This is a genomic window from uncultured Desulfovibrio sp., assembly GCF_944324935.1.
In the GTDB taxonomy this organism is placed as follows: domain Bacteria; phylum Desulfobacterota; class Desulfovibrionia; order Desulfovibrionales; family Desulfovibrionaceae; genus Desulfovibrio.
Map to the genome: position 1 here is coordinate 38,551 of NZ_CALUYG010000007.1, position 16,217 is coordinate 54,767.

General features: G+C 58.5%; 11 protein-coding genes. 5 read left to right on the forward strand and 6 right to left on the reverse strand.

Going from position 1 to position 16,217, the window contains the following annotated elements; translation table 11 throughout:
- Positions 1-200: 200 nt before the first annotated feature.
- Positions 201-1,268, forward strand: coding sequence for a DUF2972 domain-containing protein (locus Q0J54_RS02960; protein ID WP_296303884.1), 1,068 nt, complete (start codon positions 201-203; stop codon positions 1,266-1,268).
- Between the two features lie 109 nt (positions 1,269-1,377).
- On the forward strand, positions 1,378-3,303 hold the full coding sequence (asnB, locus tag Q0J54_RS02965) for an asparagine synthase (glutamine-hydrolyzing) (protein ID WP_296303885.1): 1,926 nt from the start codon (positions 1,378-1,380) through the stop codon (positions 3,301-3,303).
- Positions 3,304-3,484: 181 nt separating this feature from the next.
- On the opposite strand, the gene Q0J54_RS02970 is transcribed toward asnB, so the two are convergent.
- The 6 genes from Q0J54_RS02970 to Q0J54_RS02995 form a co-directional block, all read right to left on the reverse strand.
- Entirely contained in the window at positions 3,485-4,600 is a 1,116-nt protein-coding gene (locus Q0J54_RS02970) for a hypothetical protein (protein ID WP_296303886.1), read from the reverse strand.
- Between the two features lie 276 nt (positions 4,601-4,876).
- Positions 4,877-6,442, reverse strand: coding sequence for a glycosyltransferase (locus tag Q0J54_RS02975; protein ID WP_296303887.1), 1,566 nt, complete (start codon positions 6,440-6,442; stop codon positions 4,877-4,879).
- Positions 6,443-6,545: 103 nt separating this feature from the next.
- A complete protein-coding gene (locus Q0J54_RS02980) occupies positions 6,546-7,484 on the reverse strand; it encodes an NAD-dependent epimerase/dehydratase family protein (RefSeq protein ID WP_296303888.1) in 939 nt (312 codons plus the stop codon).
- 13 nt (positions 7,485-7,497) lie between these two features.
- Entirely contained in the window at positions 7,498-8,937 is a 1,440-nt protein-coding gene (locus tag Q0J54_RS02985) for a hypothetical protein (protein WP_296303889.1), read from the reverse strand.
- 51 nt (positions 8,938-8,988) lie between these two features.
- Complete coding sequence (locus Q0J54_RS02990; protein WP_296303890.1) at positions 8,989-11,052, reverse strand: hypothetical protein; 2,064 nt, start codon at positions 11,050-11,052, stop codon at positions 8,989-8,991.
- A gap of 40 nt (positions 11,053-11,092) precedes the next feature.
- On the reverse strand, positions 11,093-12,949 hold the full coding sequence (locus Q0J54_RS02995; protein WP_296303891.1) for a hypothetical protein: 1,857 nt from the start codon (positions 12,947-12,949) through the stop codon (positions 11,093-11,095).
- A 186-nt stretch (positions 12,950-13,135) separates the two neighbouring features.
- On the opposite strand from Q0J54_RS02995, the gene wecB reads away from it, so the two are divergent.
- Genes wecB through Q0J54_RS03010 form a run of 3 tightly spaced genes read left to right on the forward strand, consistent with a single transcriptional unit; the run spans position 13,136 to position 16,206 of the window.
- A complete protein-coding gene (wecB, locus tag Q0J54_RS03000) occupies positions 13,136-14,230 on the forward strand; it encodes a non-hydrolyzing UDP-N-acetylglucosamine 2-epimerase (RefSeq protein WP_296303892.1) in 1,095 nt (364 codons plus the stop codon).
- A 21-nt stretch (positions 14,231-14,251) separates the two neighbouring features.
- On the forward strand, positions 14,252-15,226 hold the full coding sequence (locus Q0J54_RS03005; protein WP_296303893.1) for a radical SAM/SPASM domain-containing protein: 975 nt from the start codon (positions 14,252-14,254) through the stop codon (positions 15,224-15,226).
- Positions 15,227-15,279: 53 nt separating this feature from the next.
- Positions 15,280-16,206 (forward strand): NAD-dependent epimerase/dehydratase family protein, encoded by a 927-nt coding sequence (locus Q0J54_RS03010; protein ID WP_296303895.1) that lies wholly within the window; start codon positions 15,280-15,282, stop codon positions 16,204-16,206.
- The last annotated feature ends 11 nt before the right edge of the window (positions 16,207-16,217 follow it).

The following is a 16,217-nucleotide window of genomic DNA, read 5'->3' on the forward strand; positions in this document are numbered from 1 at the left end:
TGCGCTGTCCGATAGCGCAGGCGCGGTGGTGGGAGACAGGGGCGTCCGGCGCACGCAACAAAGCCTGTCGTGGTGTCAGCTGATGTAGTTTGGGGTAACGCCAGCGTTGCACAGCCAGTTTCTCCAAGGTCGCAGAAGGCCCGGCACAAAGCCGGGTGCGCCCGTTGCCCGTATACAAAACACTTGTCAAGAGAGATGCTATGCCGTCCAGAGTCGTCATGCTGGACTTCTATTTTGTCGCACCGCACGGTACGGGAAGCTTTTCCCTGGCCTACTATCTCAAGACTCTGGGGATCGGGTGCTTCCGGCAGAGTACCCGCGGCGACATACGGGAATACATCGCCGGCCAGACACACTGCCTCGGCCTAAACATCGACAATTCAAAACCTTCGGAAGAGAATGAGAAAGCGTGCATCAAACGGGGGGGGGTGCCGACCGTCTGGTTAGTGCGCGATCCTGTCGACCTGCTGTGCAGCAATTGCAACTTCATCATTTCCAGTTCCATCCTGCGATGTTCAGCATGGCAGCAGCAATTACCCGTGAAATACCTTGTTCCCGAGATGTTGCTGGAATATCTGTTGTTGGGAGAAGTAAACCCCTATTACTGCAATTATTCATCCCAATTGCTCAAAGTCAAGCCGTTCCCCTTGTTGTGTCTGGATACTTCGGAACTTTCTTCAGAGCATATTGAGAGCTCTTTGCGGTCGATCTGGGAATTGCTGGAACGAGATCAAGAAAGAGAATTTGTGCTGGATACATCTACTGTCGGAAAGAATTTCAATTCGTTTAAATCACGAATGCAGATATTTTTTTCTCAGCTTAGCCTGGACGAGTGCCCCGGCATTCGTATCCACATCTATACCAAGGATTATTTCCCCTACATGCGATATACGAAGATGTGGACAGAGAATATTCTTCTTTTTGATTTATATAATTTTACAATTGATGGAAATACATATGTTCTTTGTCTACAGTGCGATAACTTTGATATGGTGAAAAAGTCGGCTGAGTCTATTTTTGCTCGGTTTGAAAAATATATTTCTGGTTATATAAGGATGAGGAACAGCTATCTTCAGAGCGTCTCATTGACGTTGGATGCCTTCAAAATCACGTCGCAACGCATTCTGGAGATACTTGAGGCCGACAAGAGGCTGAAGACGCATTTTTTGCGTACGCAACACAAAGAGCTCCGGCTGGTAAAAAAATTCAGACCGGATCTGCTGGAGCGCTGGACGTCCTTTGCCCAGATCGGCGCCGACATCTGGTAGTCGTCCGGCCCTGGCAGCTGCCACGCGGCGTGCGCTGCGGAAAGGACTTTTGCAGCCGGCATGCCGGTGGAGCTGACTGAATCTTCAGACCTGCGGGGGAGCGAACATCATGTGCGGAATTTGCGGCCTTGTCGGCGGACGTTTTGCCGCCGCTGAAAGACGCCATATCGTCGAACGAATGAAGCGGCGGCTGATCCACCGGGGGCCGGACGAGGAAGGGGCCGTGGCTGGAGAGGAGTATGCGCTCGGGCATCGGCGTCTTTCCATCATTGACCTCACCACTGGTCGGCAGCCGTTCCGCTCCCCGGACCAGCGCTTTTGCATCGTGTACAATGGCGAATTGTACAACTATGTCGAGTTGCGCCAGGAGCTGGAGAGCGAAGGCGTTCAGTTTTTCAGCAACAGCGATACGGAAGTGCTGCTGAATCTGCTGATCCGCAAGGGGACGAGCGCGCTCGCGCGGTGCAACGGCATGTTTGCCTTCGCCCTGTATGACTGCCGGGAAAAAACGCTTCTGCTGTGCCGGGATCATGCCGGCATCAAGCCCCTGTATTATACGCATGCGCACGGCGGCATAGCCTTCGCGTCTGAAATCAAGGCGCTTTTTGATGTTCCCGGCGTCATGCCGTCCGTCAATCAAAAGGCGCTTCAGGAATATCTGGTCTTTCAGTTCTGTTTCGGCAGCAAGACGCTTTTTGCCCATATCGACAAGCTTGAGCCGGGACAATGTCTGCTGCGTACGGCTGACGGCAAGGAGCGGGTAACATCCTGGTCCACGCGGGATGGCCGGCCTGAGGTGGGAGAAGATGCCGGCGAGGAGGCTCTGGTGGAGCGTCTGCGCGGTCTCCTGCAGCAGGCTGTCCATATGCAGATGCGCAGCGACGTGCCGGTGGGGGCCTATCTTTCCGGCGGGCTGGACTCCTCGTCCGTCGCGTATTTTGCCGCACAGGAGGCACGGCCGCTTCATTGCTTCACAGGCCGTTTTTTGGAGTCGCCCGCGTATGACGAAAGCAGGTATGCGCGGATGGTCGCGGAAAGCTGCGGCGCCGAGCTGCACATCATCGAGCCGACCGCCGGGGATTTTGTTGCCTGGATGCCGCGGATCATCCATGCACTGGATGAGCCGGTGGCCGGACCGGGCGCCTTTCCGCAGTTCATGGTGTCGGCAGCCGCGCGAAATACGGTGAAGGTTGTCCTTGGCGGGCAGGGGGGGGATGAACTGTTCGGCGGCTATACCCGTTACCTTGTGGCCTGCCTGGAGCTGGCGCTCCATCAGGCTGTTGACGAGGTGAGGGATCAGGATTGTCTGACACTGGCGGACATGCTGCCGGGGCTCCCCTCATTGCGCAACTACAAGCCGATGCTGCGGCGTTTTTTCAGCCGGGGGATGTTTGAGCCCTTCCCGCGGCGCTATTATCGTCTCGTCGATCGCTCGCCGGATCTCTTCCCCATGCTGACCGAGGACATGCGCGCCAGCATCGACGAAGAGCGCCTCATGGAGGAATTTTGCGCGATCTTCTCTCGGGAAAGCCGCTCGCCCATCGACGATATGCTGCGCTTTGACCAGCGGACGCTTCTGCCCGCACTCCTGCAGATCGAGGATCGCGCCAGCATGTCCGCTTCGCTGGAATCCCGCGTGCCCCTGCTGACTCCGGCGCTCATGGAATTCGCCGCCGCCCTGCCTGCGCTGCTCAAAATAAAAAACGGCAAGCTCAAGCATATGCTGCTGGCGGCCATGCGGGATCTTCTCCCCGCGCCGGTGCTGGAACGCAAGGACAAGATGGGCTTCCCCGTGCCGCTGACGTTGTGGATGCGGCAGGATGGGCCGGTGCGGGAATTTGTGGCGGACACGCTGCTGAGCCAGCGCTCCCGGCAGCGAGGCATTATGACCCCGGCGGCGTTGGAGCGCATGCTTTCCAACGATAGCGATGCCGGTCGTCCCCTGTGGGGAGCTCTGTGCCTGGAACTCTGGTTTACGACCTTTCAGGATCAGGGATACGGGAGTGGAGCCGCCGACCGGGGAGAGAGCGTCTAGGGCCTGCTGACACTATTCGTTGCCTGTCTGGGGGAAGGGGAGCCCCTCGCGTTGCTGTCGATGCCCGTAAGGCTCCTGCGTCGCCTAACGGGCACGGCCCTGCGGGCCGCCGTTCGGGTCGCTGCCGGCATGGGAGCGCGGGCCCTGTTCCCCAGATGACCTGCACACAGTGTGGGCAGGCCTAGTTCCACAAGCTCCTGCGCGTCTTGTACAGCGGCTGGCTGCGGGGTAATCCCTCCAGGATGCCGTCCACGCGTGCGATATACCTCTGATAGCTGTACCGGCCGGAAAGGATGATATCGTCCCGCGTACGTTGCGCCAATGTTTCCAGCAAATCCGTATCCCGGAGTTTTTCAAAGACTTCATCCACATTACTGTAATCTTTTTTGAGCGGGATATAGTGGATGTCGGGCTTGATGACCCCGGAATATTCGCCTTCAAAGCAGATGAGCGCCGTCCCCATGGCGGCTGTTTCAAAGGCCTTTGGCGAGATCTGGTTCATCAGGATCTTGTCGTCGATGTCTTCCAGAAAAAGCTTGTGCACGGCTTCAAACGAGGCGTTCGGGTGCTCGGCCAGATAGCGGTTGAGCTGAGGGATGACTTTGCCGCTGAAGTCGAAAACATTGCTGCCGCTTTCCGTCATCAGCATTGTCCGGCAATCGCGAATGAAGGCCGGCCAGGCGTCGCCGTAAATGCGCCCAGCGGTCGTGACGTCGATATTGGCCGGGATGCCGCGCTCCTCGCATCGTTTCCGCATTTCGACGCCGATAGTGTATTTTTCCATGGTCAGACGACCATAACGGAAGGGCACAAGGCGGCTCCGGTAGCCGATGTGCCAGCGACGTTCCGCAATGGGCCGGGGGGGGGGGAGCTGCAGAAGATTTTCCGGCACATAACCGGTCAGGGCCTGGACGAGCGGCATGGAGGCGAATTCGTCACGGAAGACGTCACGCCAGAATCTCCGGGGGACGCAGGTGATGAAGAGGGTGAACCCCATTTTGAGCAAACTCTCGCGCGCACGAAGGAAATAGGTGTACTCGTCCTGGAAGATGCCGACCTTGGGCCCCTGGAACATCCTGAATTTTTTTACAATGAGTGGATCGATAACATCAACGCACGAAAAAAAGGAGTAGGAGACAAGCACGAGATCGAACCGGTTGAAATCAATGGTCCAGTCGTTTGCCATGAGATCCAGGACGGTAACGGCATGGCGTGAGTAGAGGCTGAAGGCCTGATCGTAGTCGCGTACGGTGTTTGTATAATACGGGCTGCTGGAAACAAGGAAAAGAACATTCATGGGAGGGAGCTCCTTCAGAAGGCTGGCAGGCTGGTTTCGTCGATTTTGCGGCTTTTTGCCGTCAGCCGAAGGGGGGAACTGCTCATACGGCAGATACATTGCCCGCGTTCGCCGACAGGGCGGCATCCATGACAATATGTGGCATGGCGGCGGCGTCCGCGCGAAGTCCGCAAAACGCGCCGCCATGCCTGCGTACCCGCACAGAAACCGCATGCGCGGACGTCCGCCCGAAAGCAGCTGACGTCCGGTCGCATGCCAGGCCGGCAGAGTATGCCGCTATTTCTTGCCGAAAACGTAAAAGTCCGAGATGGAGGTGTTTTCCGGGCTCCTGGCATTATACGGATACTTGTTTTTGATCATCTTGAGACATGTCCACTGCGGAGCATGCTGCGCGATCCATCGGGTGAACTTCCTGTACCGCATGTGGCCGCCGGCATAGGGTTTTTCCTCATTGGACGCATAGATGATGACGAATCTTTCCGCGGAGTCGAAAAGATCCTGCATGTATTCCTCAAAAACAGGGTCTTCGACAAGATGAAAAATGACATCCAGAGAAAGACTGAGATCGGCTTTCTGACTGCGCCCGGCGAGCATGGTCTGGAAGGCGTCGTGCGTGTAGACATGAAACGTCTTTGACGCGTCGCCGGAAAACTTTTGCGTGCAGACCTGCACGGCCTGCGGGGCAATGTCGTAGCCCTCATATGAGGGGTAACTGGCAAGGGTGAGCTGATTGCCGTCGCCGCAGCCAAGTTCGAGCACGCTGGTCACCTGCTGTTCCCGCACGAAGGCATTGAGCGTTTCCGCCTTGAATTCCGCAAGGCGTCCATAGGAACCGCTGCCGGAATTGCCGCCGGTGCGGTAGCGTTCTTCCCAGTAGTTTTTGACGCTGATGGGGGAGATTCCCTCCGGCTGGGCAAGCAGTTCCTCTATCCGGCGGAGCTGGAGGGTGAGAGAAAATTTTTTGAGGATGAATTCCCGGCAGCGGACCGGATCGAATTCCCGCATGAATGCCTTCAGGCATTCATCGGGCGTATTGAAAAGAAATTCCCCGGGGAAAAAGTAGTCGGCCCCGCAGTAGTTGTGGATCAGCGGCTTGATGCCCTTGGACATGGCCTCGGCAATGGAGTAGCCGAAGCTTTCGAAGAGGCTCCCGGAAATGAGATATTCCTTGTCCTCAAGCCAGTCGGACATGCGGGCGGGGGAGACGTTGCCGTCGAAAAAGACTCTGTCCTGGAGACCAAGTTGCTTGATTATGTGGTGCAGGTATATTTTTGTCCGCAGCTGATCGACAGAGAACGGGGAAGGAACGCCCGTAAAATGCAGCGTCAGACGTGAATCCCGCTGTGCGAGCACATTGAAGCACTGGAGGACGAAAGGCAATTGTTTCTCAGGATTGAAGTGAAGGCTGACGCAGGCGATCTTTCCCGTTCTGTCGTTGTTTTTACGCAGCGCGAACTTGTCCGTATCAACGGCGTTGTGAAGGATCTCGATGGGCGTCGGGACGGTATTGCCCATCCTGCCCAAAAAAATGTTGCGGATGAGGGGAGAAACAAAGAGGAGGAGATCGATATGCTCCCACTTTATGCCGTCAAGGTCCGGCATGAAGACTTCATAGCTGTGGATGCGCAGGATGATCCTGCAACATTTTGGCATTCGTGAAGCAATGGCCGCATGTTTCATGCCCCATTCCACCCAGGCTACGTCGGCCCATTTGAGGGCGGTATAGATGTCGACCTCATTTTCCGAGGCAATGACCCGTACCTCGTGCCGTTGTGACAGGGCGGAGACGATATCCTGCAGAAAGGCTGTGCTTTCGCGACCATGCAAAAATGCCAGCTTCATGTTAGCTCCTGATTTCGAAACAAATTTGCACCGTCGGCCATATGAGAACACATGGCCGACGGTTTTTTCATCTGCAAAGGGGGCGGCGATGATGCCGGCGCCCCTAGGCGTTTTCGGAGATCTTCAAATGGGTATAGCCGCCCACCACGCCGTATGTGCGGTAGTACTCGCAGGCGGCATGGACGATGGCCTTGAGTCCGGTAAAGGTGATGGCCCCGAAATCCTGAAAAGTCCTGGAGGGGTCGAGCAGGATGCTGGCGGCATCGTCCGCCCCCAGGTCCCGGATCTCGGGGTCGGGGTACGGGGTGATCCGCAATTCATCGACAACGGCATTGTACAGATCGATGATGGGAATATCCGTTCCTGAAGAGAAATTGTAGGAACCAGCGCCCATGCCGTCGATGGCCTTGATGCTGACGGCCGCAAGGTCCTTGACAAAAACGAAGTCCCGGCGGGAGCGGGTGACGAAGCAGCGCTTGCCCTGGGTCAGCCGCTGGAAGAAGATGGGCAGCGGACCGGAAAGATTGCGCGGGCCCACCACGTTCGCCAGCCGGAAGGAGACATAGCTCAGGCCGGAAAGCTCGAGGTATTCTTCCGTCGTGGTTTTGGAGATGGAATAACTGCTGTTGTTCGGAAAACGAAAATGCGTGACGGGGATGGGGTTTTGCATGGGCTTTGTGCCGTAGCACAATGCCGTTTGATAGTAGATGAACCGCTTTACCCCGTTGGCCTTGGCCGCCATGATGAGATTGGCGCCGCCCACGCAGTTGGTCAGCGTGTCGGTATGCCAGTCGTCAGGATCCTTGTAGGCGGCGGCCGCGTGCACGATGACGTCAACCGCATGCTTCCGCACGAGGTCATCCACCAGTCGCTTGTCGGCAATGTCGCCTTCCACCACCGCCAGGCGGGGGTGCGGGGCCAGGTGCTCGGGGCGGCCGGTCGCAAAATTGTCAACGACGACGACCGAATCGCCGCGGGCAAGCAGCAGTTCCGCCACATGCGAGCCGACCTGGCCGCAGCCGCCGGAAATAAATATGTTCATGGTATTCTCCTTTCTAGTTCCACAGGGATCTGCGCATCCTCTGCCGCACGCATGCGAGCTGCCGGGTGCGTTTTATTCGTTCCCCAGACAGGTCTTCACCCTCAATACGCCATTCCCGGCAGTCGTCCTTTATCATTTTGAAGGTGCACTTTTTGATGTAGCGCGTGGGTATGCCGTAGTTCATCCGCTCATAGACAAGACTTGTGGCAAAGTGGCCCCCCAGCCGCACATCCTGCAGCGCATGCCAGAAGGATTCCTGCGTATCCGTATGGAGGGAGCGCACCGCTCCCGTGCGGTCCTGTACGGCGACGACGCCGGCAAGCATGCGGGATCTCGGCTGATCGGGAAGGCGTTCGGCAAACCAGTTGTCCAGACGGCCGATAAAGGTCGCGTAACTGTACCGGCCGGATTCGATGACGTCCCGCCAGGCCCGCTGCATCATGCCCATGAGGAAAGCGTCGTCCAGAACATGGCGCAATACCTCATCGACATTGCTGAAATCCTTCTTCAGGGGGATGTAGTGTTCCCACGGCAGGACGACACCGGAATATTCGCCTTCGAACAGGACGAGACCGGTCCAGTTCAGAATGGCTTCGAAAATGCGCGGCGAGATCTGGTTCATCCTGATTAAACCTTCGTGCTCATGCAACAGCAGGGCGTGAACCGTCTCGAAATCCGCGTCAGGGTGTTCGCGCGTATACTCCTCAACGGCCGGACGCAGCGTTCCGTCGAAATCAAAGATGCTGCTGCCGCTCTCCACCCCCAGCACGGCCCGGCAATCCTGCAGGAAGGCGAACCAGTCGTCCCCATAGAGGCGTTTATACTCATCGGTCTCGATATTTGCGGCAAGGCCGCGTTCCTCGCAGATGCGGCGCATCTCCGTGCCTATCCGAACCTTTTCCTGCCCCAGGCGTCCGTAGTAGAAGCGAGGCGGGCGTCCCCGGTAGCCAAGGACATATTTTCGACCGGCAAGGGGGGGGCAGGCTTTGCGGACGACAGGTTCCGGCACATATCCCGTCAGGGCGGGGATGTAGGTCAGTCCGGCCAGTTCAGGGCCCCCGTAGACCCTGGCCAGCTCCGATGGCGGAACGCACGTCACCAGGCCGTCGATACGCATGTAGGCGAGCGCCGCCTTCATCTGGTTGACGCAGTCGTACTCATCCTGCAGGATGCACAGCTTGGGGATTGACAGCCGCCGCAGCTGCCGCATGAGGGGAGGCGGAGGAGTGTCCGGGCTGGTCGTTTTGCATTGCACGGCAAGGGAGTAGAACAGGATGATGCCATCGAAGCTTTCCAGATCATATGTCAGCATCGAGTCGAGGCTGGCATCGGCATAGTAAATATTGTAGCGAGAATGCTTGGAAAATGCCTCAAGGTACTCAAATACCGTGCCGGTATAGTTCGACAAGCTGTAGTAAAGCACCAGCAGATTGTGGCGTGGCGTTTCTGGCATATGTCATTCCCCCGTATAACAGGTCACGCGCGCCTTGCCGCGATGTTGTTTTCATCCCGCGAGCGGCATCTGTCCCGCGCGGCTGACGTTGCCGGGCATCCTTGCGGGAGATGCCAGGGGCGCTGGCGATACAAGCCTTTTCAGTGTGCTCCTGACGGAAGAGTCCGCAAGAGGTATGCCAGGGTCGCAGGCGGGACAAGCCTTTTCAGTTCGCTCCTGACGGAAGAGTCCGCAAGAGATATGCCAGGGTCGCAGGAGGAACAAGGCGCTCCAGACTGCCGGCAAGAGCCGGCGTCTCTCTCTCTCTCTCTCTCTCTCTAACTGTCGCAGCAGGTCGCGGACACGAGAAGCGCTGATGGGAGCGCCGTCCGCCTCCAGCCGCTTGATGACGCACAGCTCTATGCCATGACGGGGCAGCATGTTCCGCATGGCCTCGTTGTATTGGCGGGTGACCTGGCAAAAGGGCTCCTCGCCAACGAATCGCACGCTGATGTTCAGCGCTGGCGCGATATGGCGGCAGAAGATCCGCACGTCGACGGACGCATCGACGGCGGTATGGTCGACATCCGGGTCATCCTTGTTGAAATAGTCGCCGAACGTTCGGGCTGAGATCATAAACTGTCCGCTGGGCAGGACGCGCACATTGGGGAGATCTTCCACCCCGCGGCGCACGAGCTCCAGGCGATCCCGGAAGGGAAAGCGGGAGGCGTCCTCTTCCACCACGAAAACGAACAGTCGGTCCACCTTTTTCAGGGCTTCCGTGATAAGATGCCGATGCCCCAGCGTAAAGGGATTGCAGTTCATAACGGCGGCGCCCACACGCATCCCGTCGGGAAAGCGGTGCCGCCGTATCCGTCCCAGCCATGCCTGAAGCTCGGGATTTTTTCCGAAGACGTCGTGGACGGGCGGTGTCGGACCGGAGTCCTCCAGAGGCGGACACGCCCGTGGACACGGCCGCGTCTCGTCCATTGCCGCGGGAGGGACGGCCTTGTCCACCGTGAGCGGGGCGGTGCGGCATATGGCATCGCAAAGATGCTCCGCGTAAAGGGCGTTGCCCGCCGGCGAAAGGTGGCGCTCGGAAAGGAAAAGACGTCGGGACAGGCATGCCCGCGTCAGCGGTTCGAACATGCTGAGGTAGGCGCAGCCGTTTTGCGTGCAGCGGTCGCGCAGATAGGCTTCCGTGCATTGCTGGTGCAAAAAATAATTGCTGTAGGAGAAGTAGACCAGAGCGTCGCCATCCGCAAAGGAAATTTGCGACAACAGATAGGCGAAATGTATTTCCAGATGGAGGTGGTCGATCAGGCTGTGGTTGACGACGCGCCAGCCGGCCTGTCGCGCATTGAGGGCGCGTTGCAGGCAGCTTGCCAGCGTCTGGCTGTCGTCACTGCCGTAGCCGAAGGCCATGCACGGTCCAAGCAGATGCACCGTGCGGCAGCCTTTTTCCGGCACATCCGTGGTGACGCGGCGACCATCGACGATATTGAGGAACATGCCGCGCTTGTCGGCCATGCGCACAGGGAAGCCGTGGTCATCCCGTATCAGGGGCGGCGCGAACATGACCTCCCGGATATAGGCATCGCCATAGTCAGGAGTATTCTTATAAATTTCCTCATAGCCAGGGGGATTGCCCTGCATCGTCTGGATGCTGTTCAACCGCATGAGGAAATCGTCCGCTTTCTGATGGGCGGGCAGGGCCCCGAGCGTGTAGTGCATCAGCACATATTTGTGGATGCCCCGCAGGCGCGGTGAGGCAAGGATACGCAGATTGTCGTCAAAGGCCAGCGCCTGGGCCACCATCTGCCGGAAGGTGTAGACGGGGACTCGCAGCACTCCGCGCAGAAGCTGGAGGATGCCCAGGATGTCGGCATATCTTTCGGTGCGATCCATGCCGGAGGCAAGAACGGCCAGGTCGACCCGCGGGATCTTTCTGGCTTCGTGCAGGGAGACGACGGGCCGGCCAAGAAACAGACTTTCCGTGGCGTCTGCCGAAAGAAAGGCACGGACCTTGACGCCGCTGCTCTCCAGTTCGGCAAAGCATTTTTCCGCTTCGTCATCAGTACCGAAGATGACGGCAAGGCCGGCGTGATGGTGCTCAAGAAAAGGGCGAAGGCTCAAGCCCCTCATCTTGAAAATGAGGTAGCGATCCAGCATGGCGTCAGACGCCCTGTCTCAGAGCGATGATATTCTTGACGGCCTCAATGAAGGAAATGGCTCGTGGATGCGGTGCGACGATCTTGTTCCGCTGCTGTTGCATGACTTCCGTCCGTAATGCGCTATCTTCAGCCAGTCGGAAAATCTGTGGCCAGAGTTCTTCCGTTGTGCGGCACACGGTCGGGTAGGCGCGCAATACCTCCCCGTAGCTGTCGGCACGCAACGCCAGCGCATCCTCAAGGACAAGGATGGTAGGGACCTGGCCGCTTGCCTGCAACAGGGGGACGCCCCCCTCGCCGAAGGAAATGCAGATGTCCGCCGCGGGCAGAAGGGAGAGATCCGTATGCGTCGGCGCATCATCCAGTCCGGCCGCGGCCAGAGAGTAGGAGTCGCTGCAAACGGGGTGTCGCCAGAAGCGGACGGTAAAACGCCTGTCGCTCGCGGGGGGAGCCATAATCTCCCGGATCAGACGATCGAGCACACGGGTATCGGCGGAGAGTGAGGCCGTGTTCCGCAGACGTACCGGGGGCAGAAGGACAAGGAGGCGCACTTCATCGGCATCCGTCTTTGGCGGCCAGGGGGGCGGCGTACGCTCCTGGTCATTCGCCCGGTCGATCGGTTCAATGTTCACGATGTGCTGCGAGGGAATGCCGGCGTTGTGGGCACAGCGGACGCTGTATGTGTTGGACAGCAGCAGCCTGTCGGCGTATTCCGCCTTCCAGCTCGTGCAGGGGCTGAGTTCGGCATGGCCGAATGCCGCTGTGGGGATGCCCAGTTTTCTGGCGGCAAGCAGAGGGATGCGCGACTCCGCCTCATACAGATCGGTCCCCAGCACGCAGGCGGGACGGAATGTGGAAAAGAGCAGGCGGAAGCGTTCCGCCCAGTGCAGCAGCAGGGGCCAGCGCACCTCATGGTATTGCCGCAGACAGTCCGTGATGACGGGCCGCAGACGTTCCCTTTTGCCAAGGGACATTTCCTGAAATTTTTGCCAGGCGGTGTGGAACAGGCTGTCGTCCCGTATGGCCGGCGGTGGGGGAACGATATGGACGGGGAAGGGACGCCGCTCATGGCTGCCGCCCGACGTCAGCACGGCGATGTTCTGTTTCAGACGCCGCTCTGTCCGAAAAAGCGCGGGGGTGAACCGTCCGACATCCGACGGCGGCAGCGCGCAGACGACGGCATTCTCGATGTCGGCCGCGGCAAAGGGGTCAAAAGGGGAGCCCACGAGGTTGCCGATGACGGGATCCGCCTGGCCGGTACAGGCCATGGGCCCGCATGGACCATCCAGCGTGATGATGTCGCGCCCGGGGTCCAGCGCCAGCAGGGCCCGGCCAAAATTGTCGATGCCGTAATAATGTTCCGGTGCGACGTAAGGTGTGCGCACGATGGCAAGAACATTCCGCCCCTTTTGCGAGAGGCTGTCGGCCAGCGCTTCGGCCAGCAGGATTTCTTCCCAGAACCAGCGCAAACAGCCGGAGTCCACGTCAGGCCAGCAGATGCCGTCGATGCGGTAAAGATGTGCCAGTGGCGCAAACCAGTCGCGGGACAGACGATCGGCTTCACGCAGCAGGGAGGCGAGCTGGTTCCGGGGCAGCACATCCTCGGCCAGAATGACCGGGATGTCGCAGCAATGGGCATACCAGGCCGTGTTGTCATCCAGCGCCAGGATCTCCCGCACGGGTTTGCCGTGTTCCAGCAGGATCTCGGGTCGCAGATCATGCCAGTCGCGCGCGGTCAGGGCCAGCGTGCATCCCTCGTCCGACAGAAGAGATTCGGGAATGGGCATCCGCAATTCCTTCCGCTGCATCAGCCTGCGGACGCGCGACAGCTTGTCCTTGATGATCCGTTGCATGTCCGGCATGAGTTCCCCATCTTTTGGTAAAGGCTTCGGCGGGATGGATTTTTTGGATAAGATTTTGCAGTCTGTATACTCAAAACCATCAGCCTGTCAACCGGATGCCCCGCATCCGCTTTGGCGGATTGACAGCCCGTAACGGCGCGAATAGGATGGCGGTCGTAATAAGATGTGGAGAATCGGGGTCATATTATGAAAGTGGTTTCACTTGTCGGGGCCCGGCCGCAATTTGTCAAAGAGGCCATCATCAGCGAGACAGTCCGCGCGGCAAAGGCGTGGGATCATGTGCTGGTCCATTCCGGGCAGCATTACGACGCCGTCATGTCCGACGTGTTTTTCCAGGAGCTGGGCATCCCGACGCCCCGGTACAACCTTGGCGTCGGTTCCGGGGCGCACGGGGCCATGACCGCAGCGGCGCTGGATGCCATGGAAAAGGTGCTCGAAAAGGAGCGCCCCGATGCGCTGCTGGTGTATGGCGATACCAATACCTCGCTTGCCGGCGCCCTTGCCGCGGCAAAGATGTGCATCCCCGTCATCCATGTGGAGGCCGGCATTCGCCAGGCTCCCCGCACCATGCCCGAAGAGATCAACAGGCGGCTCATCGACCACGCGTCGCGGCTGCTGTGCTGCTGTTCGCAACTGGCGGCGGACAATCTGCAGCGGGAAAATATCCGTGAAGGCGTCATCGTCTGCGGTGACGTGATGTTCGATCTGTTCAAGAGGATGGAAGGCCGCTTCGACGCTGAGCGTGAGTGCGCCGAGCGCGGGCTTGTCCCCGGCTCCTTCTTTGTGGCAACGCTGCACAGGAATTTCAATGTGGACGACCAGGAGGTTCTCCACTCCCTGCTGAAAGGGTTTTCCCTGCTGGTCAGGCGGACGGGAAAGAAGGTCCTGCTGCCGCTGCATCCCCGAACAGGGAAAAGCATCGACTTTCCCCACTGGGGAGATGTGCTCCAGGACATCACTCTGATATCCCCGCTGGGGTATCTGGAGCTCATGTCCCTTGTCGGCGCTTCGGCGGGCGTGCTGACCGACAGCGGCGGACTGCAGAAGGAAGCCTATTATGCCGGGAAAAGGGCGGTCGTCCTGATGCCCGATACCGGCTGGCGGGAGCTTGTCGAGCTGGGCTGGAACCTGCTTTGTCCTTCTCTGGAGGCGGAAGCCGTCGCCGGGCTGGGCGGGGCCCTGCTGGAAACTCCTCCTCCCATGCCCTGTTTCGTCTACGGCGCAGGCGATGCGGCGACGCGCATCGTGCGGCATGTGTGCGCCACCCTCAGTCCATTTTAAGTTTATCTATCGAGAAGTGCCATGTACCAGATCGTCCCCACCAATAAGCCTATTGTCCTGCCCCCCATCAGTCTCAATTCGTTGAGCATAGAAATCACTAACCGTTGCAATCTGCGATGCAAGATGTGTGTCTCGCACGGAGAAGGTCTGGACGCAGGACAAGCTAAGGATATGCCGCCATTCATGGAACTGGATTTTTTTGAAGATATTATCAGTCAGTACAAGCGAATTGCCTCAGATCGTAAAATCGTAGCGCCGCAGTTCCAGGGAGAATCACTTGTGAACCGGCAGTTCCTTGATTTTTGCCGGATCCTGCAAAATGCCGGGCTCCCTTTCAGCTTTACCACCAACGCAACCCTGCTGACGCCGGAAATATCCAGGGAACTGCTTGCGATGTCCTGTTTTTCAGGGATCAATTTTTCCATTGATGGCGTCAAGCCCGAAACCTTCGAAGCCATTCGTATCGGCGCCAGCTATGAAAAGGTGATGAGCAATGTCGAGACGTTCCTGGCATTGGCGAAATCCTGCCCGCACGTCCGAACCAGCGTGAGTTTCACCATGCAGCAGGAAAACAGGGGAGAGATCGAGGAATTCATCAATCTTTGGGCCAGGCGGGTCGACGTCCTCAACTTCAATACCCGCTGCGTCAAAGGTCGGCCTGAGCTGTGTTTGTGGCGGCCGGCCCGGTTTTACTGCCACGATCTTTTCCATTTCATGATCGTGCTGACCGATGGTTCCGTCGTGCCCTGCTGTCGTGACTATCTGTACACACTCAAAATGGGCGACCTGCATGAGCAGACGCTTGAAGAAGTCTGGATGGGCGAAAGATACATGTCCATGAGGCTCCTTCAGGCTATGAAAAATTTCACGACGCCAAAACTCTGTGCCGAGTGCGATACCTGGATGACGTATAGCGAGGAGATGAAGATCGTCGATCTCGCTGACGACATCGTCCTTGAGCAGCACCCCTTCTGGATGCGTGTGCACCGGAAGTGAGCTCTTGCCGCCCGGCCGCGGCATGACGCGGCGCATACATCAACGGAGCATCTATGCGGATACTGATAGCCGGCGGCGCAGGCTGCCTCGGTTCCAGTCTGGTGGAGACCTATGTGGCGCAGGGCCATGACCTCATGGTGATCGACAATTTCGCCACCGGGAAACGGGAAGTCGTTCCCGAACTGCCGACGCTTCAGGTGGTCGAGGGATCCATTGCCGACAGGGAGCTGGTGGAATCCTGCTTTGCGCGCTTCCGGCCAAGCCATGTCATCCATTCCGCCGCCGCCTACAAGGAGCCGGAGAACTGGTGGGAAGATGCTGAGACCAACGTGCGCGGCAGCATCAACATCGCCCGCTGTTGCGACGCGCACGGCGTCCGGCGTCTGATCTATTTTCAGACGGCGCTTTGCTATGGCCGGCCGCGGCAGGTCCCCATTCCCGTCGATCATCCGACGGCCCCCTTTACCAGTTACGGCATTTCCAAAACCGCCGGGGAGCAGTATGTGCGCATGGCCAGGACGCCGTCGGTATCGCTGCGCCTGGCCAATGTGACCGGGCCGCGTCTGGCCATCGGGCCCATACCTACCTTTTATACGCGCCTGCGGGACGGACGGGCCTGTTTTTGTTCCGACACCGTACGGGATTTTCTGGATATGGAGGATTTTCTGGCGCTGATGGAGCGTTGTCTCGTCGACGGGGCGCCCACAGGCGTTTTCAATGTCTCCACGGGAGAAGGGCATACCATTCGCGAGGTGTTTGCGATCGTTGCCGATCACCTCGGCCTGGATACGCCTGAACCGCCCCTCGTGCCCTGCGGCCCGGATGACGTGCCGGCCGTCGTGCTTGATCCCTCCGAAACGGAAAGAGCCTTTCACTGGAAGGCCCGGAAGGGCTTCGACGAAACCATCCGCAGGATGCTCGCCTGGTATGATGCCCACGGAGTCACGGACATCTACACCCATCTTGCCCCCGGCAAATAACGAGCGAGGAA

Excerpts from the sequence above, each read along its gene's own strand:
- Q0J54_RS02970 (WP_296303886.1), bottom strand. The coding sequence starts at position 4,600 with ATGAATGTTCTTTTCCTTGTTTCCAGCAGCCCGTATTATACAAACACC.
- Q0J54_RS03010 (WP_296303895.1), top strand. The coding sequence starts at position 15,280 with ATGCGGATACTGATAGCCGGCGGCGCAGGCTGCCTCGGTTCCAGTCTG.
- wecB (WP_296303892.1), top strand. The coding sequence starts at position 13,136 with ATGAAAGTGGTTTCACTTGTCGGGGCCCGGCCGCAATTTGTCAAAGAG.
- Q0J54_RS02960 (WP_296303884.1), top strand. The coding sequence starts at position 201 with ATGCCGTCCAGAGTCGTCATGCTGGACTTCTATTTTGTCGCACCGCAC.
- Q0J54_RS02980 (WP_296303888.1), bottom strand. The coding sequence starts at position 7,484 with ATGAACATATTTATTTCCGGCGGCTGCGGCCAGGTCGGCTCGCATGTG.
- Q0J54_RS03005 (WP_296303893.1), top strand. The coding sequence starts at position 14,252 with ATGTACCAGATCGTCCCCACCAATAAGCCTATTGTCCTGCCCCCCATC.
- asnB (WP_296303885.1), top strand. The coding sequence starts at position 1,378 with ATGTGCGGAATTTGCGGCCTTGTCGGCGGACGTTTTGCCGCCGCTGAA.
- Q0J54_RS02995 (WP_296303891.1), bottom strand. The coding sequence starts at position 12,949 with ATGCCGGACATGCAACGGATCATCAAGGACAAGCTGTCGCGCGTCCGC.
- Q0J54_RS02985 (WP_296303889.1), bottom strand. The coding sequence starts at position 8,937 with ATGCCAGAAACGCCACGCCACAATCTGCTGGTGCTTTACTACAGCTTG.
- Q0J54_RS02975 (WP_296303887.1), bottom strand. The coding sequence starts at position 6,442 with ATGAAGCTGGCATTTTTGCATGGTCGCGAAAGCACAGCCTTTCTGCAG.